The sequence below is a fragment of the Pseudomonas sp. Tul2A7 genome (genome assembly GCF_054790505.1).
On record NZ_CP186499.1, the window covers coordinates 6537325 to 6559467 of the forward strand.

Below are 22143 nucleotides of genomic sequence, written 5' to 3' on the forward strand. Positions count from 1 at the left end.
TCAGATGGATATCGGGATGATTCGTGGCCTGGGCACCGTTGTCGTGATGGTGGCCTTCATCGGTCTGGCGCTGTGGGTGTTCAGCCCCAAGCGCAAGTCGGAGTTTGAAGACGCGACCTTGTTGCCTTTTGCGGATGATCCCGAAGCCATCAAGCACGTCGAGCAAGCTTCTAGGAGTAACAAAGAATGACTACATTCTGGAGTCTGTACGTCACAGTCCTCAGTCTCGGTACGATCTTCGCCCTGACCTGGCTGCTGCTGTCGACCCGCAAGGGCCAGCGCAGCGAACAGACGGACGAGACGGTCGGGCACTCCTTCGACGGGATCGAGGAGTACGACAACCCGCTGCCTAAATGGTGGTTCATGCTGTTTGTCGGCACGATCATTTTTGCCTTGGGTTACCTGGTGCTGTACCCGGGCCTGGGCAACTGGAAAGGCCTGCTGCCGGGTTACAACTACCTCGATAACGACAAGCAGACCGCGTTCGCCAACGGCCAGACCGGCTGGACCGGCGTGCACGAGTGGGAAAAGGAAATGGCCCGCTCGGACGCGAAGTTCGGTCCGATCTTCGCCAAGTTCGCCGCCATGCCGATTGAAGAAGTGGCCAAGGACCCGCAAGCACTGAAGATGGGTGGCCGTCTGTTCGCCTCCAACTGCTCGGTGTGCCACGGTTCCGACGCCAAGGGTGCTTACGGCTTCCCTAACCTGACCGACGCCGACTGGCGCTGGGGCGGCGAACCGGAAACCATCAAGACCACCATCATGGGCGGTCGTCACGCGGTGATGCCGGCCTGGGCTGAAGTGATTGGTGAGCAAGGCGTTGCCGACGTGGCAGCGTTTGTCGTGACCAACCTGGATGGGCGCAAACTGCCGGAAGGCACCAAGGCTGATCCGGCCAACGGTGGCAAACTGTTCGCCGCCAACTGCGTGGCCTGCCACGGACCGGCCGGCAAGGGCACACCCGCCATGGGCGCGCCTGATCTGACCCACCCGGGTGCCTTCATCTACGGTTCGAGCTTCGCGCAACTGCAGCAGACCATCCGTTACGGCCGTCAGGGCCAGATGCCGGCGCAGGAACAGCTGCAAGGCAACGACAAGGTTCACCTGCTGGCGGCGTATGTTTACAGCCTGTCCCACGGTGAAAAAGCACCGGAAGCGAACGCCGAGTAAGGCCGACGCCTGAAACAACAAACGGCCCCGCCAATGAGAATTGGCGGGGCCGTTTTGTTTGCAGTCATTGATTGCGCGACCGGCGGTGATACTCAGCAGTTGTCACCTTTCGAGATAGGTAGTAACGCCGCTACAAATCTTCCTCAGGGAGGACGCCAGAATGGCCTGTTCATCTCGGCCATCACCCTGAAGGAACTGGAAACGGGCGTCGCCGGTGACGCGCAACACCGGCGAATTCAAATCCAGCGGCGTCGCGTTGATCAACCCCTGGGAGTGAAGACCCGCGGTCATATCTGGCAAATGAACTTCACTGGGCACGTCCGACGATAAGCGATAACGTCTGGACTCGCCTGCAGCGCGCAATTGAATACCCTGAATATTATCAAGCAAGGATGCTGAGCCGTGACCCAACAAAACGAAACCCTGAACACCGAAACCTCGAGCCCGGACGACGCCATCGTGCCACGGGCTGACACCGAAAATCCGAACAGGCAAAAGCGCTCCGTCAATGACGAAAGCACTGTCGACAGAAAAAGCGGCAGCGGTGGGCTCGACAGCCTTGGCGGTGGTCGACTGCTCTGATCAATGAGTGAAAGCGGGGCAGCGCTCGCGTTGCCCCTTTCCGCCAGAAGCCGATTCCAGCAACACCCATCGTCTATAGTCAATTGACCTGCATCATGCTTTGCTGCATTCGATACACCATTCAGGTTTTTTCCCCAACGCGACCAAAGGTCGCACCCGTTCGTCGGCGTGACAGGCGTATCATCACGCCACTGCAACGCCCTTTCTGACCCCGGTCGGCACGTATCGACCGAGGCATTTTTCCACTGCCGTGGGATGCAATGATGAGCAACCAGATTCCGGTACACGACGTCACACCACCGAGCAAAAACGCGAACAACAGCGTTGATCTTTACGCCTCTCGAGAAAAAATCTACACCCGCGCTTTCACTGGCCTGTTCCGCAATCTGCGGATGATGGGCGGTGCCGCATTGTTCCTGCTGTATTTCGGTACGGTGTGGCTGAACTGGGGCGGCCATCAGGCCGTGTGGTGGAATCTGCCGGAACGCAAGTTCTTCATCTTCGGCGCGACCTTCTGGCCACAGGACTTCATTCTGCTCTCGGGCCTGTTGATCATTGCTGCGTTCGGCCTGTTCTTCATCACCGTGTATGCCGGGCGTGTCTGGTGCGGCTACACCTGCCCGCAAAGTGTGTGGACGTGGATTTTCATGTGGTGCGAGAAGGTCACCGAAGGCGACCGCAACCAGCGCATCAAGCTCGACAAGGCGCCGATGAGCGCCAACAAGTTGCTGCGCAAAGCCGCCAAACACTCGATGTGGTTGCTGATCGGTTTTGTCACCGGCATGACCTTCGTCGGCTACTTCTCGCCGATCCGCGAACTGGTCTTCGAGTTCTTCACCGGCCAAGCCGATGGCTGGTCGTATTTCTGGGTCGGCTTCTTTACCCTCGCCACCTACGGCAACGCCGGTTGGTTGCGCGAGCAGGTGTGCATCTACATGTGCCCGTATGCGCGCTTCCAGAGCGTGATGTTCGACAAGGACACGCTGATCGTTTCCTACGACCCGCGTCGCGGTGAAAGCCGTGGCCCACGCAAGAAAGGTATCGATTACAAAGCGCAGGGCCTCGGTGATTGCATCGATTGCACGATGTGCGTGCAGGTCTGCCCGACCGGCATCGACATCCGCGATGGCCTGCAAATCGAGTGCATCGGCTGCGCCGCGTGCATCGACGCCTGCGACAGCATCATGGACAAGATGGATTACCCGCGCGGACTGATCAGCTACACCACCGAACACAACCTGTCCGGGCAGAAAACCCATAAACTGCGGCCACGCCTGATCGGCTACGCCGTGGTGTTGCTGGCGATGATCAGCCTGTTGGTCACTGCGTTCTTCATGCGCTCGCTGGTCGGTTTCGACGTCAGCAAGGACCGCGTGCTGTACCGCGAAAACGCCGAAGGCCGGATCGAAAACGTCTACAGCCTGAAGATCATGAACAAGGATCAGCGCGACCACACCTACGTGCTCGAAGCCAGCGGTTTGCCGGATCTGCGCCTGCAAGGCAAACGCGAGATCAAGGTCGCGGCCGGCGATATCGTCAGCATGCCGGTCGAGTTGTCGAGCGCACCGGAACAACTGCCATCGAGCACCAACGAGGTGAAATTCCTCCTCAAGGATGCCGATGACGACAGCGTCCACGTTGAAGCCAAGAGCCGATTCATCGGCCCACAAATCCGTTGAGAGAACTGAACATGCCCGCAGCAAACGCCGCAAGTCCCTGGTACAAGCACCTTTGGCCATGGATCATCATCGGGATTCTGGCCTGTTCGGTGACCCTGACTCTGTCCATGGTGACTATTGCGGTGAACAACCCGGACAATCTGGTCAACGACAACTACTACGAGGCTGGCAAAGGCATCAACCGTTCGCTGGATCGTGAACTGTTGGCGCAAAATCTGAAGATGCGTGCGGCTATGCATCTGGATGACGTGACCGGTGAAGTTGATTTGCGCCTGAGCGGTGACAGCCAACCGAAGACGCTGGAATTGAACCTGATTTCGCCGACGCAGCCCGAGAAGGATCGCAAGATTGTCCTGACTCGCAGCGAGACTGAAACGGGCCGCTACATTGGGCAATTGGGCGACAAGGTTGAAGGTCGCCGGTTTGTTGAGTTGCTCGGCAGTCAGGATGACCATGTGTGGCGCATGTTCGAAGAAGAACTGGTCAGCCATGACAAGGATCTGTTGTTGGGTGATGAACCGTTGCAAGGTGCCGAAGACTTGAAGAAGTAAACAACTTCAAAAGCCCCCTCACCCTAGCCCTCTCCCCCAGGAGAGGGAACTGATCTCGAGCGTTTGCACGGTTTGTGTATGACAGTGAAAATCCAGGCGACTGAACCTGTTTTTCCGGCTCACACGATCGGCTCCCTCTCCCTCCGGGAGAGGGCTGGGGTGAGGGCAAGCGGACAACTCCAATGCAAGGGCTTACCCCCTCAACGATGCCATGACCAGCCCACTCCCCTGCTACCACTGCGCCCTGCCCGTCCCGACCGGCAGCCGCTTTACCGCTGTCGTACTCGGGCAATCCCGTGAGTTCTGCTGCCCGGGCTGTCAGGCCGTGGCCGAAGCCATCGTCGCTGGTGGCCTGGAAAGCTATTACCAACATCGCAGTGAAGCCTCAGCCAACCCCGAAGCGCTGCCGGTGCAACTGACCGACGAACTGGCCCTGTACGACCGCGCCGATGTCCAGCAACCCTTCGTCCGCCACGAAGGCGAACTGGCCGAAACCACGCTGTTGATGGAAGGCATCAGTTGCGCCGCCTGCGGCTGGCTGATCGAAAAACACCTGCGCACGTTGCCCGCCGTGGCCGAGGCGCGGCTGAACCTGTCCAACCATCGTTTGCACGTACGCTGGGCCGACGCGCAATTACCGCTGAGCCAGATCCTCGCCGAGCTGCGCCACATCGGTTACGCCGCCCACCCGTATCAGGCCGACCGCGCCAGCGAACAACTGGCCAGCGAAAACCGCCTCGCCCTGCGCCAGCTCGGCGTCGCCGGTCTGCTGTGGTTCCAGGCAATGATGGCGACCATGGCCACCTGGCCGGAATTCAACATCGACCTCAGCCCCGAGCTGCACACGATTCTGCGCTGGGTCGCGCTGTTCCTGACCACGCCGATCGTGTTCTATAGCTGCGCGCCGTTCTTCAAAGGGGCGATGCGCGATTTGCGCACGCGTCACCTGACCATGGATGTTTCAGTGTCGCTGGCGATCGGCAGCGCCTACATCGCCGGGATCTGGACCTCGATCACCGGCGTTGGCGAGTTGTATTTCGATGCGGTCGGAATGTTTGCGCTGTTTCTGCTTGCCGGGCGTTATCTCGAACGCCGCGCTCGCGAGCGTACCGCCGCGGCGACGGCGCAGCTTGTGAATCTATTGCCGGCCTCGTGTCTGCGCCTCGACGACAGCGGCCAGAGCGAACGCATCCTGCTCAGCGAGCTACGCCTCGGCGAGCGGATTCTGGTACAGGCCGGCTCGATTCTGCCGGCGGATGGCAAGATCATCGACGGCCAGTCGAGCATCGACGAATCACTGCTGACCGGCGAATACCTGCCGCAACCGCGCATGCCGGGCGACGCGGTCACCGCCGGCACGCTCAACGTTGAAGGCGCGCTAACCGTGGAAGTTCAGGCACTGGGTCAAGATACGCGCCTGTCAGCCATCGTCCGCCTGCTCGATCGCGCCCAGGCGGAAAAACCGCGACTGGCGGAAATCGCCGATCGCGCCGCGCAATGGTTTTTGCTGTTATCGCTGATCGCGGCGGCCGCCATTGGCCTGTTGTGGTGGGAACTGGATTCGTCGCGAGCATTCTGGATTGTCCTCGCCATGCTGGTTGCGACCTGCCCTTGCGCACTGTCGCTGGCAACGCCGACCGCGCTCACCGCCGCCACCGGCACCCTGCACAAACTCGGTTTGCTGCTGACGCGCGGCCATGTGCTGGAAGGTTTGAATCAGATCGACACAGTGATCTTCGACAAGACCGGCACCCTCACCGAAGGCCGACTGGTGCTGCGTTCGATTCGCCCACTCGGCGCGCTCGACAGCGATCAATGCCTAAGCCTCGCCGCCGCGCTGGAAAACCGTTCGGAACACCCGATTGCCCGCGCTTTCGGCCGTGCCCCGCTGGCCGCTGAAGAAGTCCACAGCACGCCGGGGCTTGGCCTTGAAGGCTTGGTGGGTGGGCAGCGTTTGCGCATCGGTCAGGCGGAATTTGTCTGCGCCCTCAGCGGCACCGCGACACCGTCGATGCCGGACGAGGCCGGCCAATGGTTGCTGCTCGGCGACACTCAAGGACCACTGGCATGGTTCGTCCTCGACGATCGCTTGCGTGATGACGCCCCGGCGCTGCTCGCCGCGTGCAAGGCGCGTGGCTGGCGGACGCTGCTCTTGTCCGGTGACAGCTCGCCGATGGTCGCCAGTGTGGCAGCGGAACTGGGCATTGATGAGGCTCGCGGCGGTCTGCGTCCGGACGACAAACTGCAAGTGCTGCAACAACTGCACAAGGAAGGTCGCAAGGTGCTGATGCTCGGTGACGGCGTCAACGACGTGCCGGTGCTGGCTGCCGCTGATATCAGCGTGGCCATGGGTTCAGCCACCGATCTGGCGAAAACCAGCGCCGATGCAGTGCTGCTGTCCAATCGCCTCGACGCCCTGGTCCAAGCCTTCTCGCTCGCGCGGCGCACGCGCCGGGTAATCATCGAGAACCTGCTGTGGGCGGCGCTGTACAATGGCCTCATGTTGCCGTTCGCCGCCCTCGGCTGGATCACTCCGGTGTGGGCCGCCGTCGGCATGTCGATCAGTTCGTTGACCGTGGTGCTCAACGCGCTGCGCCTGACTCGCCTGCCGAGTTCGCCGCCCGTCAGCACCCGGTCAGAAACCCGTCCGCTGCCGGCCTGAGCCGCGCGGGCGTCTGGAGTACAGATGCCAGCTCTCTACGTGATGATCCCGGCCGCCCTGCTGATCGTGGCCATCGCCGTTTACATCTTCTTCTGGGCAGTGGACAGCGGTCAGTACGACGACCTCGACGGTCCGGCGCACAGCATCCTCTTCGATGATCAGGATCCGAACCACACCGCGGCGGTGGACGAAGCCAACACCAGCAAACCGGACGACAAGGCCCCACCCCATGCTTGAACTGGCGCCGCTGTTGGTGTCTGCACTGATTCTTGGCTTGCTCGGTGGCGGGCATTGTCTGGGCATGTGCGGCGGTTTGATGGGCGCTCTGACCCTGGCGATTCCCAAGGAACAGCGCAGCCGGCGCTTTCGTCTGCTGCTGGCGTACAACCTGGGGCGGATCCTCAGTTATGCCACCGCCGGATTGCTGATTGGCCTTGCAGGCTGGGCGGTCGCGAACAGTCCAGCCGCATTGTTCATGCGCGTGCTGGCCGGACTACTGCTGATCGCCATGGGTTTGTATCTGGCCGGTTGGTGGAGCGGACTGACGCGCATAGAAAGTCTCGGACGCGGTTTGTGGCGCTACATCCAACCCGTCGCCAACCGCTTGCTTCCGGTGTCGAGTTTGCCTCGTGCGCTACTGCTTGGCGCGCTGTGGGGCTGGCTGCCGTGCGGACTGGTTTACAGCACGTTGTTGTGGTCGGCGAGTCAGGGCAATGCGCTGGACAGTGCATTGTTGATGCTTGCGTTTGGCCTCGGCACCTGGCCGGTGCTGCTCGCCACGGGCCTCGCGGCAGAACGCGTCACCGCCATTTTGCGCAAACGAAGTGTGCGCATGGCCGGTGGTTTGCTGGTGATCCTGTTCGGCATCTGGACCCTTCCCGGCCCGCATCAGCATTGGCTTATGGGCCATTAGATCGGCGGCGCGGCCTTCGCGAGCAGGCTCGCTCCCACAGGGGATTTGTGTTGCGCCACCGATCCAATGTGGGAGCGAGCCTGCTCGCGAAGAGGCCCGCACGATCAACACATCTCCTTGCTGTTGATGCAAATCAAGATGCCCCCGCACGCGTCCCCCTAGACTCGCTCACACTGCCAGCCTATCCGGGGGAATGCCCGCATGCTCGACGCCATTCGTTGGGACTCTGATCTGATCCGCCGCTATGACCTGGCGGGGCCGCGCTACACCTCTTATCCGACGGCTGTGCAATTTCACAGTCAAGTTGGCACCTTCGACCTGTTCCATGCCCTGCGCGACAGCCGCAAAGCCCTGCGCCCCTTGTCGCTGTACGTGCATGTGCCGTTCTGCGCGAACATTTGCTACTACTGCGCCTGCAATAAGGTCATCACCAAGGATCGCGGTCGTGCGTTGCCGTACTTGCAGCGGCTGGAACAGGAAATCCAGTTGATCGCCTGCCACCTCGACCCGGCGCAGAAGGTCGAGCAACTGCACTTTGGCGGCGGCACGCCGACCTTTCTCAGCCATGACGAACTGCGGCAGTTGATGGCGCACCTGCGCAAGCATTTCAATCTGCTGGATGACGACTCTGGCGATTACGGCATCGAGATCGACCCGCGTGAAGCCGACTGGTCGACCATGGGCCTGCTGCGCGAACTGGGTTTCAACCGGGTCAGCATCGGCCTGCAAGACCTTGATCCGGCGGTGCAGCGTGCAGTCAATCGCCTGCAAAGTCTGGAAGAAACCCGTGCGGTGATCGACGCCGCGCGCACCCTGCAGTTTCGCTCGATCAATATCGATCTGATCTACGGCTTGCCCAAGCAGACCCCGGAAAACTTCGCCCGCACCGTCGAGGAAGTGATCAGCCTGCAACCGGATCGACTCTCGGTGTTCAACTACGCGCACCTGCCGGAGCGTTTCATGCCGCAGCGGCGGATCAACGGCAATGAATTGCCTGCGCCAGCGCAGAAACTGGAAATGCTCGAGCGCACTATCGAACAGCTTACCGCCGCTGGCTATCGCTACATCGGCATGGACCACTTTGCCCTGCCCGACGATGAACTGGCCATTGCCCAAGAAGAGGAAACCCTGCAACGCAACTTCCAGGGTTACACCACCCACGGTCATTGCGATCTGATTGGTCTGGGGGTGTCAGCGATCAGCCAGATCGGCGACCTGTACTGCCAGAACAGCAGCGATCTCAACGAGTACCAGAACACCCTCGCCGCCGCACAACTGGCGACCAGCCGTGGCCTGGTGTGCAACGCCGATGATCGCTTGCGCCGCGCGGTGATCCAGCAACTGATCTGCAATTTCAGTCTGGAATTCGCCGAGATCGAGCAGCAGTTCAATATCGATTTTCAGGGCTATTTCGGCGCGCTATGGCCGCAACTGCAAGGCATGGCCAGCGATGGTCTGATCGAGCTGGATCGCGAACGAATCGAGGTGTTGCCGGCGGGACGCCTGTTGGTGCGCTCGGTGTGCATGGTGTTTGATGCCTACCTTGAGCAGCAAAACCGCCAGCGTTTCTCGCGGGTGATTTAGTTTTTCGTCAGCAGCGAACCGACTTTAAGATTCTGATCCGACGTCAGGCCCGACTGCCCGACCACTTTGGACAAGGCCAGATTGGCGGTGATCAGCCCCGTGTTCAACGCAGCAATGGCGCCGCGCAGAGCCGCGAGTTTGTTGATCTTTTCTTCGTTGGAAAGGCGTTTGTCGGTCATGACCGCTTCGATGAGTGCCTTTTTCTCGGCGATCTGTTTTTGCAACTTGCGGATCATCTTCAGCAATTGCTGGATGTTCTCAGGCAGCCCGCTGTCGTCAATGTCGCTGTTTTCGCCACCGACACTGGCGGCTTTTTCAATCGAGGCACCGGACAGCGACACTTTGACGCCCTCGACCAAGGTCGGGGTTGCCTCTTCGGTCGAGCCTGCTTCCCGTGCATTGTCTAAAGAGGTTTTAAACGTTTCCGGCATTGCCGCAACGTCGCTGCTACCGGGGCCCAGCGTGCCAATGGCGGCCATCGAAGCGTTCCTTGTATGCGTTCTGATACCTGTTTATCGGCGGCTGGCCCTGCGGCTTTACACCTGTAGGGCAAAGTCGCCCCAGACTGGCCTGAATGTCCTCCCGTAGGTTACCCTTACGGCTTATGTGTGTTTTCCCACAAGGATTAAAGAAATGTCCGAGCCAGTTAAACTGCGCGCTCACAACCAGGCCCATTGCAAGGATTGCAGCCTGGCCCCTCTCTGTCTGCCACTTTCTCTGAATCTGGAAGACATGGATGCGCTGGACGAAATCGTCAAACGTGGCCGCCCGTTGAAAAAAGGCGAGTTCCTGTTCCGCCAGGGCGACACGTTCGATTCCGTTTATGCAGTACGCTCCGGCGCCCTGAAGACCTTCAGCCTCAGCGACAGCGGCGAAGAACAGCTCACCGGGTTCCACCTGCCGAGCGAACTGGTCGGCCTGTCCGGCATGGACACCGAGAAACACCCGGTTTCCGCCCAGGCACTGGAAACCACCTCGGTCTGCGAAATCCCTTTTGAACGTCTTGATGAACTGGCCCTGCAACTGCCGCAGCTGCGCCGCCAGTTGATGCGCGTCATGAGCCGCGAAATCCGCGACGACCAGCAAATGATGTTGCTGCTGTCGAAGAAAACCGCTGACGAGCGCATCGCGACGTTCCTGGTCAATCTGTCCGCGCGCTTCCGCGCTCGCGGCTTCTCGGCCAATCAGTTCCGCCTGAGCATGTCGCGCAATGAAATCGGTAACTACCTCGGCCTGGCGGTGGAAACCGTGTCTCGCGTGTTCACGCGCTTCCAGCAAAACGAGCTGATCGCCGCCGAGGGCAAGGAGATTCACATCCTCGACCCGATCCAGCTCTGCGCGCTGGCCGGTGGCTCGCTCGAAGGCTGATCTCGACCCGCGGCCGAGCGAATCGTTTCAGCCGCGGGTATACTGCGCCGTTTGCAGCCCTGCCAGGACACCTCGACGATGGTCTTCGACTCCTTCGACATCAAATCGCTTATCCGCCCTGTGATCGACTTCCCGAAACCGGGCGTGATCTTTCGCGACATCACCCCGCTGTTCCAGTCGCCGACGGCCCTGCGCCTGGTGATGGACAGCTTCGCCCACCGCTACGTTGAAGCCGATTTCACCCACATCGGTGCGATGGATGCCCGTGGCTTCCTGATCGGCTCGGTGCTGGCTTACCAGTTGAACAAGCCGCTGGTGCTGTTCCGCAAACAAGGCAAACTGCCGGCGGACGTGCTGGCGGAAGGTTACGCGACCGAGTACGGCGAAGCGTTTCTGGAAGTGCACGCCGACAGCCTCTGTGAAGGCGATTCGGTGGTGATGTTCGATGACTTGATCGCCACTGGCGGGACGTTGATTGCAGCAGCCAACCTGATTCGCCGCATGGGCGCGCGGGTGCATGAGGCGGCGGCGATCATTGATTTGCCTGAGTTGAACGGGTCGCAGCGGCTTGAGGACATGGGCATTCCTACCTTCTGCCTGACGCAGTTTGCGTTGACCGATAAATAAGCGGCGCCCTTCAGGCCGCCATCGCGAGCAGGCTCACTCCTACAATTTGGAATGCGTTCCACTGTAGGAGTGAGCCTGCTCGCGATGAGGCCGGTCGCCTCACCAACAAATCAAAGCCCCATCTGCTTGCTGATGATCTCGTTCATCACCTCCCGCGTCCCGCCGCCAATCGACAGAATGCGGCTATCCCGATACAGCCGCTCCACCAGACTCTCGCGCATATAGCCCAACCCGCCAAGAATCTGCACCGCCTCGGTAGTGATTCGGTCCGAGGTATCCGTGGCAAAATTCTTTGCCATCGAAATCTCTTTGATCACGCTCTGCCCCGCCGCCATTTTCGCCGCTTGCCGATAGGTGAATTCCCGCGACACCTCCAGCGCCGTGGCCATCTCCGCCAATCGATGTTTGATTACCTGAAACTTGCCGATCGGCTTGCCGAACGCCTCACGCTCGCGCGCCCATTTCAGACTTTCTTCCAACGCTAGCTGTGAAGTCATGTTGGCCATCAATGCCAGCGCCAGACGTTCGCTTTGAAAGTTACCCATAATGCAGGCGAAGCCCATGTTTTCGGCACCGATCAGATTGCCCACAGGCACCCGGCAGTCGTCGAAGAACAACTCAGCCGTGTCCGACGCCCACCAACCCATTTTTTTCAACTGACGGCCAACGGTGAAGCCCGGCGTGCCCTTTTCGATCAACAACAGGCTGATACCGCCGAAACCCGGCGCACCGGTGCGTACCGCAACGGTGTAGAAATCGGCGCGCACGCCACTGGTAATAAAGGTTTTGCTGCCGCTTACCCGATAGAAATCGCCGTCGCGCACGGCGCGGGTTTGCAGGTTGGCGACGTCGGAGCCGCCGCCGGGTTCGGTGATCGCCAGTGCGCTGATCTTTTCGCCGCTGAGCACTTGCGGCACGACGCGCTCGCGAACTTCGGGACGCGCCCATTTGACGATCGGTGGCAGGCCGATATCCAGCGATCCCAGCCCCGCTACCAGGCCGCCAGAGCCGCAGCGCATCAATTCCTCACTGGCGGCGACCTTGGCGAACAGATCGCCTGCATGGCTGCCTCCCAGCGCTTCCGGGTAACCGATGCCAAGGATGCCCGCCGCGCCAGCCTTCAGGTACAGCTCGCGGGGGAAGCTTTCCGCCTCTTCCCATTCGTCGATGTCCGGCAGGATCTCGCGTTCGACGAAACGTCTGACGCTGTCGCGGACCAATTGGTGGCTAGGGTCGAAGTATTCCTGAAAGGCAGGCATGGGCGAGCTCCACGGAAGGGTTCGCCGAACTTAACCGAGCGCTTGCTTGGTTTTCAACTCAATTGTGTGAATCAGATTGACCGAGGTGCGCCATTCGCGAGCAGGCTCGCTCCCACAGGGGATTTGTGAACGACACAAAACCAATGTGGGAGCGAGCCTGCTCGCGAAGGCGTCAGTTCAGACACCACAAATTCAGAGGGAAATCGGTTTACGCCCGGCAAACGAATGCGCCAGTGTGCCGCCATCGACCAGTTCCAGCTCACCACCCAACGGTACGCCGTGAGCGATCCGCGAAGCGATCAGGCCTTTGTTGCTCAGCAGCTGAGCGATGTAATGCGCCGTCGCCTCACCTTCCACGGTCGGGTTAGTTGCGAGGATGACTTCGGTAAACGTCCCCGCTTCTTCGATTCGCGTCATCAACTGCGGAATGCCGATCGCCTCCGGCCCGAGGCCATCAAGCGGCGACAAATGCCCCTTGAGCACAAAGTAGCGCCCACGGAAGCCGGTCTGCTCGACGGCATACACATCCATAGGTCCTTCCACCACACACAACAACGTGTCGTCGCGGCGGGTGTCGGCGCATTGCGGGCACAGATCGTCTTCGGTCAGCGTGCGGCACTGGCGGCAGTGACCGACCCCTTCCATGGCCTGGCTGAGGGCCTGGGCCAAGCGCAAGCCGCCGCTACGGTCACGCTCGAGCATCTGCAACGCCATGCGCTGGGCGGTTTTCTGACCCACGCCCGGCAGAGTGCGCAGAGCGTCGATCAGTTGGCGAATCAAAGGGCTGAAGCTCATGGGTAAAAAGTCCGACAAAACAACGAGACGCGGTTTATACCCGCGCCTCCGGCCAGCGTCAAATACTCAGTCCTGCGCGACCTTCACCACCAGTTTGCCGAAGTTGCGCCCCTCGAGCAGACCGATAAACGCCTCAGGCGCCTGCTCCAGTCCATCGACCACGTCCTCGCGGAATTTCACCTTGCCGTCGCGCACCCACGGCACCATGTGGCTGATGAATTCCGGCTGACGGTCGCCGTAATCGTCGAACACGATGAAGCCCTGAATACGCACGCGCTTGGTCAGCAGTGTGCGTTGCAGCATCGGCAGACGATCCGGGCCTTGCGGCGCTTCGGAGGCGTTGTAACCAGCGATCAGACCGCACAAAGGAATGCGCGCCTTGGGATTGAGCAGCGGCACCACCGCATCGAACACATGACCACCGACGTTCTCGTAATAGATGTCGATGCCATCGGGACAGGCTTTGGCCAGTTGTTCGGCAAAATCCGCCGCCTTGTGATCGATGCAGGCATCGAAACCCAGCTCTTCGACCACGTACTTGCATTTGTCGGCACCGCCGGCCACGCCGACCGCGCGCAGGCCTTTGATCTTCGCCACCTGGCCGACCACCGAGCCCACCGCGCCGGATGCCGCAGCGACGACTAGCGTTTCGCCTTCTTTAGGCTGACCGATGTCCATCAAGCCCATGTACGCGGTCATGCCCGGCATGCCCAACACACCCAGGGCCATCGACGGGCTCGGCAGCCCGGCCGGGATCGGAATGATGTTGCGCCCGTCGCTGATGCTGTGGCTCTGCCAACCGGTGGCGCCGACCACCAGATCACCTTTATGGAATTTTGGATGGCGCGAATCTTCGACACGGCTGACAGCGCCGCCGGTCATCACTTCGCCGATTTGTACCGGGGCAGCGTAGGACGGCGCGTCACTCATGCGTCCGCGCATGTAGGGATCGAGAGACAGGTACAGGGTTTTCAGCAGTACCTCGCCGTCCTGCAGATCCGGCAGCGCTTCACGTTCGAGGCGGAAGTTTTCCGGGGTTGGTGCACCGACCGGGCGTGAGGCGAGGACGAAACGTTGATTGAGGGTGAGAGGATCGGACATGTCAGCGTCTCCTGTGAAGTGTGAATTCAGCGGGTATAGGGAGCAGACCGTTGAGGCTTTTGCGCGTTCGATGTTTATTCAGGTGCCGGGGCTGATCGTTCCCATGCTCCGCGTGGGAATGCCGCAACGGACGCTCCGCGTTCGGCTCTGTACTTGGGACGCGGAGCGTCCCGGGCTGCATTCCCACGCAGAGCGTGGGAACGATCAGTCAGAAACAAAAATGCCAGGCGCGATGCCTGGCATTTTGTGTAGCTCATCTGCCGCCGAATGGCGAATCAGAATGGCAGTTTCATACCCGCTGGCAGGTTCATGCCGGCGGTCATGTTGCCCATTTTGTCCTGGCTGTTCTTTTCGATCTTGCGCACAGCATCGTTGACGGCAGAGGCGATAACCGCTTCCAGCATCTCTTTGTCGTCTTCGCTCATGCCTTCGACCAGGCTTGGGTCGATGCTCACGCTTTTGACGTCGTGACGACCGGTCATCACCACGGTGACCATATCGCCGCCGGCCTTACCGGTGACTTCGGCGTTGGCCAGCTCTTCCTGCATCTTGGCCATTTTTTCCTGCATCTGCTGCGCCTGCTTCATCAGGCCGGCCATGCCACCTTTCATCATGGGAATCACCTCAAAAGTACTTGGATCAAAACAGCGCCCGGCCAACGGAGCCGAACGCCTTCAGTTACTAGCCCTGAGTGACCAGGGCCTCGACAGGTTCAATAGTATCGTGTCGCACCACCGCGCCGAACTGCTGAACCATCTGCTGGATGAACGGATCACCGTGGATCGATTCCTCCGCTTCGCGCTGACGGTTGGCGCGGCGACGGGATGCGGCTTGTGCTGGGGTTTCCTGCTCGGGCTTGATCAGCTCGATGGTCAGGCTCAGCGTGCGACCGTGGAACTGGTTCAACGCATCGTTCAGACGGCGCTGCTGCGTGGCGTTGAACAGCGCGCTGTGCGCCGGATCGAGGTGCATCAGCCAATGGTCGCCATCGACGGCGATCAATGTGCAGTTGGCGGCGATGCTGCCGGTCATGCCGGAGATCGGCAGTTTCGGGAACAGCTCCAGCCATTGCAACGCCAGACCGGTGGCCGGCGCGGCAGCAGGCTCTGGCTCGGGTTCCGGGGCAGGCTCGGCGGCGTGTTCGCTGGCCAGTTCGTCGAGATAGCTGTACGCCGAATCCATGTCCGGCTCGATGTAGTCCTCGTCCAACGGCGGCTCATCGTCCATGTCCATGCCCGGGGTAGCGGCATCAACGTCGGCGACCGACGGCTCGGGAATCGGCGCGGCAGCCCACTCAGGCGCCTCCGGGACGACGCTGTCCGGGGTCGGCAGCGGCATCGGCGGCAACTCGGGTTGCTCGGCGGTGGTTTCCAGCACCGGCTCGACGGCGGGTTGCTGTGCAGGTTCGGGCTCGGCCTCGGGCTCTACCGGGTCATTCCACGGCAGGTCGACGACTTCTTCAGCGACGACAGGCGCTGGCTCAGGTTCTGGCGCGGCAACAGGAGCAACCGGCGCCGGCTCGGGAGCCGGTGCAGGTGCAGCCACTGGCGCAGGCGCTGCAGCAGGCGTCGGCACAACAGCCGTAGCGACTACCGGCGCAGGTTTAGGCGCGGCAGCCACGGAGTTTGCGGAATCAACTGTGGCCTGGCTGATCCCCACTGGCTTTAGCGGTTGCCTCGGGGCGTCCGCGGTGTCGGCGGGCCGGAAGGCGAGCATCCGCAGCAGGACCATTTCAAAACCACCGCGCGGATCCGGCGCCAGCGGTAAATCGCGGCGACCGATCAGACCCATCTGGTAATAGAACTGCACATCTTCGGCGGGCAAGGCCTGTGCCAGTGCCAGCACGCGATCGCGGTCGCCATGGCCGTTGTCGACACCTTCCGGCAACGCCTGAGCGATGGCCACGCGGTGCAGCACGTTGAGAATTTCCGAGAGCACGCCGTTCCAGTCCGGGCCTTGCTCAGCCAGGTGACGCACAGCTTCGAGCAACGCCTTGGCATCGCCCTCGATCAACGAATGCAACACGTCATAGACCTGACCGTGATCCAGCGTGCCGAGCATTGCCCGCACGTCGGTGGCGAGCACCTTGCCTTCACCGAAGGCAATCGCCTGATCGGTCAGGCTCATGGCGTCCCGCATCGAACCGTCAGCGGCGCGGCCGAGCAACCACAGCGCATCGTCTTCGAAGGGTACGTTTTCGGCGGTCAGGACGTGGGTCAAATGCTCGACCACACGCTCGGGCGTCATGTTCTTCAGCGAGAACTGCAGACAGCGCGACAAAATCGTTGCCGGAAGTTTCTGCGGATCGGTGGTCGCGAGGATGAACTTGACGTACGGCGGTGGCTCTTCGAGGGTTTTCAGCAGCGCATTGAAGGAATGGCTGGAAAGCATGTGCACTTCGTCGATCAGGTAGACCTTGAAGCGCCCACGGCTCGGCGCGTACTGCACGTTGTCGAGCAGCTCGCGGGTGTCTTCGACCTTGGTGCGGCTCGCGGCGTCGATCTCGATCAGGTCGACGAAACGGCCCTCGTCGATTTCCCGGCACACCGAGCACTCGCCGCACGGGCTGGAAGTGATACCTGTCTCACAGTTCAGGCATTTGGCAATGATCCGCGCAATCGTGGTCTTACCCACCCCACGCGTACCGGTGAACAGGTACGCATGGTGCAGCCGTTGGCTGTCCAAGGCATTGATCAGAGCCTTGAGCACATGGGTCTGGCCGACCATTTCGCGGAACGAGCGCGGACGCCATTTACGTGCAAGAACCTGATAACTCATCGAAAACCGTCGCAACGAAGGAAGCTGAAGCGGCTAATGCTAGCGGAGCAAGGGCAAAATTGCATCCGGTGTCCTCGTCTAATATGGCTAAGCTGCATCAGCAGAGGCTTTTATCGGCTCGGGATCGGGAATTACCGGAGCGTTTATGCGGTGGGCCGTGGGGGCGTTGCTGGGAATCAGCCTGAATGTGACGGCAGCGGAAACCCCGTTGCGCTTCGCCATGCCCGACAGCTGGGCGATGCCGATGGTGCAATACGAACGCGGCCGTCCGACCCAGGGCATTCTTTACGACCTGATGCTCAGCCTGGCCACGCAGGTCGGCGTACCGGCCGAGTTTCACGTCCTGCCCCGCGCACGCGTGCAGAGCGCGATGGAACACGGCGAGATCGACGTGCGCTGCTATGCCGCACAGTCATGGCTGCCGAATCAGTCAGGGGATTACATCTGGAGCCTTCCGCTGTTCTTTCAGCGCGATCTATTGATCAGCCGCAAGGATCAACCGGCCAGCACAGACCCCGCACACCTGCCCCGCCAATCCATCGGCACCGTTCTGGGCTACACCTACCCTACCCTGCAACCGCTGTTTGATGCTGATCGCCTGCAACGCGAAGATGCGCGCAATCAGGAGCAGGTGTTGGAGAAGCTGCTGGCCGGACGTTATCGCTATGCAGTGAGTAATCAGTGGACGCTGGACTGGTTCAACCAGCGATTGATGCCTGAGCAGCAACTGCAAGATGTCGCCGTGCTGCAGGAGCAGAAGGTGGGTTGCTATGTGAGGAATGATCCGAAGGTGCCGGTGCAACGGATATTGCGCACGTTGCTGCGGATGAAAATGTCGGGGGAGATTGATCAGATTATCCGGCTCTATACCGGCAGCTCTGAAAATTCCCCATAACCCTTGTAGGAGTGAGCCTGCTCGCGATGGCGTCCTGTCTCCCAAACATGAGCTGACTGACCCACCGCCATCGCGAGCAGGCTCACTCCTACAGGGGATTCGTGTCGGCTTGGTAAATCGCAGGCACAAAAAAACCGCAGTGGGCGAAACCCATGCAGTTCTGGTTGAAGCGTTCGATTGTTCGTTAAGGTGGTAACCCCACCAGCCACACCCCGGCACACAATGTTCCCGCTGTGGCTGCTGCCTTCCGGCTCTGACCAGGTTCACGGGTAATCGTTGCGGGGGGACCGATGGGGTCACCATAACGACGCTTGCCTGTCGGCGAGCCGCGCCATTGTACCTATCTGAGACGAAGTTACAACCGTTGGTTGCAGATTAAAAACATGAATCGCTTCAACGACATAAAGATCGCAGCCGATGGCAGCTACTACAGGGCCAACACCTCATCCGCCCTGCCGCCTGCTTGCTGGATCACCAGATGAATGAAGTGCAGCTTGGCAATCGCCGGCGCCGGGAGCACGAACGGATAGAAATCCGGCTGGCCCATGCTGCGGGACAATTCGTTGAGCATCCCCGCCAACTCGATCCACGCGTTGACGAACGACAGAAACGCCTCGCCACCGGGATGCTCCGGGTCATAGAGCGTGCTGGGCGGAAACGGCTGGTAATCGAAATCCATTTCCCGCGCGCTCATGCCAAAACCCAGCGCTGTGTCCACGGCGTCCATCATGTGCAGGTAATGCGCCCAGGTTTCCGCCCAGTCTTCCCACGGGTGCATGGTTGCGTAGGCGCTGACGTAGTGCTGCGGCCAGTCGAGTGGCGCGCCTTGCTGATAGTGGCGATCAAGCGCCTCGGCGTAACTGGCGCGTTCGTCGCCGAACAGGTTGCGGAATGAGCCGAGCCATGGACCGTTGGCGATCAGGCGATCCCAGTAATAATGGCCGACCTCATGACGGAAATGCCCGAGCAGCGTGCGATAGGGTTCGTGCATCGCCGCCCTCACCTGCTCACGGTGAGCATCGTCGGCTTCCTTGATGTCGAGGGTGATCAGGCCGTTGGCGTGGCCGGTCATTGGCGCATTGCCTTCGAGGTCGACACCGATGAAATCGAACGCCAGACCGGTGTCTTCATCGACGGTTTTCGGGATGACCTGCAAGCCGAGGGTGATCAACTGCGCGACGAGGCGACGCTTGGCGATTTCGACTTTGCGCCAGCGCTCAGGGTTGTCTGGATCAGACAAGTCAGGGATGGTGCGGTTGAGGCTGCAAGCGATGCACAGGCTGTCGTGATCGTTGGCCGGCAGCAGCCAGTTGCATGCGGCGGCTGTGTCGAGGTTGGCGCAGCGGCGGAACAACCCGGCCTCAGGATCGGCGTCGAGCGTCCAGGTGCCCTCGTACGGCCCCGGCTGCAGCGACGTCAGGCGGCTTTCTTCGGGTTGATAACCGAGCAAGGCGTTACAGGCCAGGCACTGGCTGTTGCGAAAGAACAGCGACTGGCCGCAGCGGCACGGCCAGACTTTGCTGTTGCGTGAGGATTCGCCCATGAACGGCGCGATGATGCGGGAACTGAGCTGCTCGAAAAAGCGGTGCATGGCGATCTCTCCCTGGGGCTTGCCAAGACTAGATCATTCTGGCGGGCTGATCGTTCCAACGCTCTGCGCGGGAATGCATCCAGTGACGCTCTGCGTCACAGCGGACGCGGAGCGTCCGGGGCGGCATTCCCACGCGTGAGCGTGGGAACGATCAATCTTAAACGGCGACGCCGTGGGTTTTGAGGAAGGCGATGAAGGTTTCTTCGTCCATCACTTTCACGCCCAGCTCATTGGCCTTGGTCAATTTGGAACCGGCACCCGGCCCCGCGACCACGCAATGAGTCTTCGCCGACACCGAACCGGCGACCTTGGCGCCAAGGCTTTCCAAGTGCTCCTTGGCGACATCGCGGCTCATCAACTCGACCTTGCCGGTCAGCACCCAGGTCTCGCCTGACAACGGCAAACCTTCTACGACTTTCTTCTCGCTCTGCCAGTGCATGCCGAAATCGCGCAGTTGCTTTTCGGAGTCCTCGGCTAACTGACGATGCTCCGGAACAGCAAAAAACTCGCGAACCGAATTCGCCTGTTTCTCCGGCAAAGCCTGACGCATGTCCAGCCAGTCCGCATCCATCACCGCTTCCAGCGAGCCGAACTTGTCCGCCAGTTTCTGCGCGCCACCGGGGCCAACCGAAGGAATGTGCAGCTTGTCGAGGAAGCCACCCAGCGTGGTGCTGGCGGCAAACTCGGCGCCCAGCTCACCCTGATCCTGAATCTGCAAACCATGGCCGAGCAACTCGGTAATCACCTGCTGGTTATGCGCATCTTCAAAGAAGCTGTGAATCTCGTGCGCCACTTCCAGACCCACGTCCGGCAGGTAGGTCAGCACTTGCGGCAGCGCCTGCTGCACGCGCTCCAGCGAACCCAGCGAGCGCGCCAGCACCTTGGCCGTCTCTTCGCCGACATCGGGAATGCCCAGCGCATAGATGAAGCGCGCCAGCCCCGGCTTCTTGCTGTCTTCGATCGCCGCCAGCAACTTGTTGCTGGAGACTTCGGCAAAGCCTTCCAGATCGACGATGTCGTCAAACTTCAGTGCGTAAAGATCGGCCGGCGAATTGACTAAACCTTCATCGACCAGTTGCTCGACACTCTTGTCGCCCAGGCCTTCGATGTCCATCGCGCGACGCGAGACGAAGTGGATGATCGCCTGTTTCAGTTGCGCGCCACAGGCCAGACGGCCGACACAGCGATACACCGCGCCTTCGCTGACGGTTTCCTTGCCTTTGCTGCGTTTGATCAGTTGCGTACGCTCGACGTGAGAACCGCACACCGGGCAACTCTCGGGAATCTGCACCGCGCGCGCGTTTTCAGGGCGGCGATCCATGACCACTTGTACGACTTGCGGAATCACATCACCGGCACGGCGAATGATCACGGTATCGCCGATCATCAGGCCCAGACGCGCAACTTCGTCCATGTTGTGCAACGTGGCGTTGGCCACGGTGACGCCGGCAACCTTCACTGGCTTGAGACGCGCCACCGGCGTAACGGCGCCGGTGCGGCCGACCTGGAATTCCACATCGAGCAGTTCGGTGAGCTCTTCCATCGCCGGGAATTTATGCGCGATCGCCCAACGCGGTTCGCGAGCGCGGAAGCCCAGTTCGCGCTGATCGGCAATGCTGTTGACCTTGAACACCACGCCGTCGATTTCGTAAGCCAGCGAGTTACGGCGCTCGCCGATGTCGCGGTAGTAATCCAGGCATTCGCCGATACCCTTGGCCAGTTTCAGTTCGTGACTGATCGGCATGCCCCACTTCTGCAACTGCTTGAGGTTGCCGATGTGCGTATCTGAAATATCGTGGGAAACCTGGCCGATGCCGTAGCAGCAGAACTCCAGCGGACGGTTGGCGGTGATCTTCGAATCGAGCTGACGCAAACTGCCGGCGGCAGCGTTGCGCGGGTTGGCGAAAGTCTTGCCGCCGACTTCCAGTTGCGAGGCGTTGAGGCGCTCGAAACCGGCCTTGGACATGAACACTTCACCGCGCACTTCCAGCGTCGCCGGCCAGCCTTCGCCGTGCAGCTTCAGCGGAATGTTACGCACGGTGCGCACATTGACGCTGATGTCTTCACCGGTGGTGCCGTCGCCGCGTGTGGCACCGCGCACCAGCACGCCGTCCTGATAAAGCAGGCTGACCGCCAGGCCATCGAGTTTCGGTTCGCAGCTGTACTCCACCGCCCCGCCGCCACCGAACAAATCGCCGGCCGGCAAGTCCAGACCTTCGGTCACGCGGCGATCGAACTCGCGCATGTCACTTTCTTCGAAGGCGTTGCCGAGGCTGAGCATCGGCACTTCGTGACGCACCTGAGTGAACGCGGTGAGCGCCACGCTGCCAACGCGCTGGGTCGGCGAGTCGCTGGTGATCAGTTCCGGGTTGGCCGCTTCCAGCGCCTTGAGCTCGTGGAACAACCGGTCGTACTCGGCGTCCGGAATGCTCGGCTCGTCGAGGACGTGATAACGGTAGTTGTGTTGATCGAGTTCAGCGCGTAGCTCGAGAATGCGGTTTTTGGCGGCGGTCATGGGGTGTTCTCTCATAAAGCAAAAGAGCAGCCGAGGCTGCTCTAATTCATCTATCTCTGGCAGCAGAAGCGAA

The 22143-nt window shown here is 60.7% G+C and carries 21 protein-coding genes and 1 other RNA gene; 12 read left to right on the top strand and 10 right to left on the bottom strand.

Annotated elements, in window-relative coordinates:
- Positions 1-4: 4 nt before the first annotated feature.
- Together ACOYXJ_RS29045 and ccoP are read left to right on the top strand one after the other, a co-directional pair.
- Positions 5-190 carry a CcoQ/FixQ family Cbb3-type cytochrome c oxidase assembly chaperone gene (locus tag ACOYXJ_RS29045; protein WP_003175465.1) on the top strand — a complete coding sequence of 62 codons (186 nt, stop codon included), beginning with the start codon at positions 5-7 and terminating at the stop codon, positions 188-190.
- Entirely contained in the window at positions 187-1170 is a 984-nt protein-coding gene (ccoP, locus tag ACOYXJ_RS29050) for a cytochrome-c oxidase, cbb3-type subunit III (RefSeq protein ID WP_007917163.1), read from the top strand. The genes ACOYXJ_RS29045 and ccoP overlap by 4 nt, the downstream gene beginning before the upstream one ends.
- Positions 1171-1272: 102 nt before the next feature.
- Here ccoP and ACOYXJ_RS29055 read toward each other — a convergent pair whose 3' ends face one another.
- Positions 1273-1560, bottom strand: coding sequence for a hypothetical protein (locus ACOYXJ_RS29055; RefSeq protein ID WP_460367177.1), 288 nt, complete (start codon positions 1558-1560; stop codon positions 1273-1275).
- 12 nt (positions 1561-1572) lie between these two features.
- On the opposite strand from ACOYXJ_RS29055, the gene ACOYXJ_RS29060 reads away from it, so the two are divergent.
- From ACOYXJ_RS29060 to hemN, 7 genes are all read left to right on the top strand, one after another.
- On the top strand, positions 1573-1752 hold the full coding sequence (locus tag ACOYXJ_RS29060) for a hypothetical protein (RefSeq protein WP_150794344.1): 180 nt from the start codon (positions 1573-1575) through the stop codon (positions 1750-1752).
- 263 nt (positions 1753-2015) lie between these two features.
- Positions 2016-3431 carry a cytochrome c oxidase accessory protein CcoG gene (gene ccoG, locus ACOYXJ_RS29065; RefSeq protein ID WP_007917180.1) on the top strand — a complete coding sequence of 472 codons (1416 nt, stop codon included), beginning with the start codon at positions 2016-2018 and terminating at the stop codon, positions 3429-3431.
- Between the two features lie 11 nt (positions 3432-3442).
- Positions 3443-3982: a FixH family protein gene (locus ACOYXJ_RS29070; RefSeq protein WP_095120079.1), complete on the top strand. Its 540-nt coding sequence runs from the start codon at positions 3443-3445 to the stop codon at positions 3980-3982.
- 211 nt (positions 3983-4193) lie between these two features.
- Positions 4194-6644, top strand: coding sequence for a heavy metal translocating P-type ATPase (locus ACOYXJ_RS29075; protein ID WP_460367180.1), 2451 nt, complete (start codon positions 4194-4196; stop codon positions 6642-6644).
- A gap of 24 nt (positions 6645-6668) precedes the next feature.
- Positions 6669-6881 carry a cbb3-type cytochrome oxidase assembly protein CcoS gene (ccoS, locus tag ACOYXJ_RS29080; RefSeq protein WP_150705772.1) on the top strand — a complete coding sequence of 71 codons (213 nt, stop codon included), beginning with the start codon at positions 6669-6671 and terminating at the stop codon, positions 6879-6881.
- Complete coding sequence (locus ACOYXJ_RS29085; RefSeq protein ID WP_016984739.1) at positions 6874-7557, top strand: sulfite exporter TauE/SafE family protein; 684 nt, start codon at positions 6874-6876, stop codon at positions 7555-7557. The genes ccoS and ACOYXJ_RS29085 overlap by 8 nt, the downstream gene beginning before the upstream one ends.
- A 201-nt stretch (positions 7558-7758) precedes the next feature.
- Positions 7759-9141, top strand: coding sequence for an oxygen-independent coproporphyrinogen III oxidase (hemN, locus tag ACOYXJ_RS29090; protein WP_150794347.1), 1383 nt, complete (start codon positions 7759-7761; stop codon positions 9139-9141).
- Here hemN and ACOYXJ_RS29095 read toward each other — a convergent pair.
- Complete coding sequence (locus ACOYXJ_RS29095; RefSeq protein ID WP_102900754.1) at positions 9138-9620, bottom strand: hypothetical protein; 483 nt, start codon at positions 9618-9620, stop codon at positions 9138-9140. The two genes, hemN and ACOYXJ_RS29095, sit on opposite strands and share 4 nt — an antisense overlap.
- Positions 9621-9774: 154 nt before the next feature.
- Here ACOYXJ_RS29095 and fnr point away from each other — a divergent pair, with 154 nt between their 5' ends.
- Both fnr and ACOYXJ_RS29105 read left to right on the top strand, forming a co-directional pair.
- Positions 9775-10509 carry a fumarate/nitrate reduction transcriptional regulator Fnr gene (gene fnr, locus ACOYXJ_RS29100; protein WP_003223347.1) on the top strand — a complete coding sequence of 245 codons (735 nt, stop codon included), beginning with the start codon at positions 9775-9777 and terminating at the stop codon, positions 10507-10509.
- A 78-nt stretch (positions 10510-10587) separates the two neighbouring features.
- Entirely contained in the window at positions 10588-11136 is a 549-nt protein-coding gene (locus ACOYXJ_RS29105; protein WP_038365388.1) for an adenine phosphoribosyltransferase, read from the top strand.
- A gap of 110 nt (positions 11137-11246) precedes the next feature.
- On the opposite strand, the gene ACOYXJ_RS29110 is transcribed toward ACOYXJ_RS29105, so the two are convergent.
- The 5 genes from ACOYXJ_RS29110 to dnaX all read right to left on the bottom strand — a co-directional run bounded on the left by ACOYXJ_RS29110 (position 11247) and on the right by dnaX (position 17069).
- The gene (locus ACOYXJ_RS29110; protein WP_460367183.1) at positions 11247-12395 is read right to left on the bottom strand and encodes an acyl-CoA dehydrogenase family protein; all 1149 of its coding nucleotides are present in this window, start codon (positions 12393-12395) and stop codon (positions 11247-11249) included.
- A 192-nt stretch (positions 12396-12587) separates the two neighbouring features.
- Positions 12588-13190 carry a recombination mediator RecR gene (recR, locus tag ACOYXJ_RS29115; RefSeq protein WP_007918335.1) on the bottom strand — a complete coding sequence of 201 codons (603 nt, stop codon included), beginning with the start codon at positions 13188-13190 and terminating at the stop codon, positions 12588-12590.
- 66 nt (positions 13191-13256) lie between these two features.
- Positions 13257-14291, bottom strand: a complete 1035-nt coding sequence (locus ACOYXJ_RS29120; RefSeq protein ID WP_150694861.1) for an NADP-dependent oxidoreductase — start codon at positions 14289-14291, stop codon at positions 13257-13259.
- A gap of 275 nt (positions 14292-14566) precedes the next feature.
- Positions 14567-14905 carry a YbaB/EbfC family nucleoid-associated protein gene (locus ACOYXJ_RS29125; protein ID WP_016984747.1) on the bottom strand — a complete coding sequence of 113 codons (339 nt, stop codon included), beginning with the start codon at positions 14903-14905 and terminating at the stop codon, positions 14567-14569.
- A gap of 67 nt (positions 14906-14972) precedes the next feature.
- Positions 14973-17069, bottom strand: a complete 2097-nt coding sequence (gene dnaX / locus ACOYXJ_RS29130; protein ID WP_460367186.1) for a DNA polymerase III subunit gamma/tau — start codon at positions 17067-17069, stop codon at positions 14973-14975.
- A 145-nt stretch (positions 17070-17214) separates the two neighbouring features.
- Here dnaX and ACOYXJ_RS29135 point away from each other — a divergent pair, with 145 nt between their 5' ends.
- A complete protein-coding gene (locus tag ACOYXJ_RS29135; protein ID WP_460367189.1) occupies positions 17215-17964 on the top strand; it encodes a substrate-binding periplasmic protein in 750 nt (249 codons plus the stop codon).
- Between the two features lie 196 nt (positions 17965-18160).
- On the opposite strand, the gene ffs is transcribed toward ACOYXJ_RS29135, so the two are convergent.
- From ffs to ligA, 3 genes are all read right to left on the bottom strand, one after another.
- Positions 18161-18257: signal recognition particle sRNA small type (gene ffs / locus ACOYXJ_RS29140), an RNA gene on the bottom strand.
- Between the two features lie 134 nt (positions 18258-18391).
- A complete protein-coding gene (locus tag ACOYXJ_RS29145; RefSeq protein ID WP_460367191.1) occupies positions 18392-19555 on the bottom strand; it encodes a zinc-binding metallopeptidase family protein in 1164 nt (387 codons plus the stop codon).
- Between the two features lie 157 nt (positions 19556-19712).
- Complete coding sequence (ligA, locus tag ACOYXJ_RS29150; protein ID WP_460367193.1) at positions 19713-22070, bottom strand: NAD-dependent DNA ligase LigA; 2358 nt, start codon at positions 22068-22070, stop codon at positions 19713-19715.
- Positions 22071-22143: the final 73 nt, after the last annotated feature.

Coding starts and splice junctions, on each gene's coding strand:
- dnaX (WP_460367186.1), bottom strand. CDS start 17,069: ATGAGTTATCAGGTTCTTGCACGTAAATGGCGTCCGCGCTCGTTCCGC.
- ccoP (WP_007917163.1), top strand. CDS start 187: ATGACTACATTCTGGAGTCTGTACGTCACAGTCCTCAGTCTCGGTACG.
- ACOYXJ_RS29085 (WP_016984739.1), top strand. CDS start 6,874: ATGCTTGAACTGGCGCCGCTGTTGGTGTCTGCACTGATTCTTGGCTTG.
- ACOYXJ_RS29095 (WP_102900754.1), bottom strand. CDS start 9,620: ATGGCCGCCATTGGCACGCTGGGCCCCGGTAGCAGCGACGTTGCGGCA.
- fnr (WP_003223347.1), top strand. CDS start 9,775: ATGTCCGAGCCAGTTAAACTGCGCGCTCACAACCAGGCCCATTGCAAG.
- ACOYXJ_RS29135 (WP_460367189.1), top strand. CDS start 17,215: ATGCGGTGGGCCGTGGGGGCGTTGCTGGGAATCAGCCTGAATGTGACG.
- ccoG (WP_007917180.1), top strand. CDS start 2,016: ATGAGCAACCAGATTCCGGTACACGACGTCACACCACCGAGCAAAAAC.
- hemN (WP_150794347.1), top strand. CDS start 7,759: ATGCTCGACGCCATTCGTTGGGACTCTGATCTGATCCGCCGCTATGAC.
- ligA (WP_460367193.1), bottom strand. CDS start 22,070: ATGACCGCCGCCAAAAACCGCATTCTCGAGCTACGCGCTGAACTCGAT.
- ACOYXJ_RS29125 (WP_016984747.1), bottom strand. CDS start 14,905: ATGATGAAAGGTGGCATGGCCGGCCTGATGAAGCAGGCGCAGCAGATG.
- ACOYXJ_RS29045 (WP_003175465.1), top strand. CDS start 5: ATGGATATCGGGATGATTCGTGGCCTGGGCACCGTTGTCGTGATGGTG.
- ccoS (WP_150705772.1), top strand. CDS start 6,669: ATGCCAGCTCTCTACGTGATGATCCCGGCCGCCCTGCTGATCGTGGCC.
- ACOYXJ_RS29120 (WP_150694861.1), bottom strand. CDS start 14,291: ATGTCCGATCCTCTCACCCTCAATCAACGTTTCGTCCTCGCCTCACGC.
- ACOYXJ_RS29105 (WP_038365388.1), top strand. CDS start 10,588: ATGGTCTTCGACTCCTTCGACATCAAATCGCTTATCCGCCCTGTGATC.
- ACOYXJ_RS29075 (WP_460367180.1), top strand. CDS start 4,194: ATGACCAGCCCACTCCCCTGCTACCACTGCGCCCTGCCCGTCCCGACC.
- ACOYXJ_RS29145 (WP_460367191.1), bottom strand. CDS start 19,555: ATGCACCGCTTTTTCGAGCAGCTCAGTTCCCGCATCATCGCGCCGTTC.
- recR (WP_007918335.1), bottom strand. CDS start 13,190: ATGAGCTTCAGCCCTTTGATTCGCCAACTGATCGACGCTCTGCGCACT.
- ACOYXJ_RS29070 (WP_095120079.1), top strand. CDS start 3,443: ATGCCCGCAGCAAACGCCGCAAGTCCCTGGTACAAGCACCTTTGGCCA.
- ACOYXJ_RS29110 (WP_460367183.1), bottom strand. CDS start 12,395: ATGCCTGCCTTTCAGGAATACTTCGACCCTAGCCACCAATTGGTCCGC.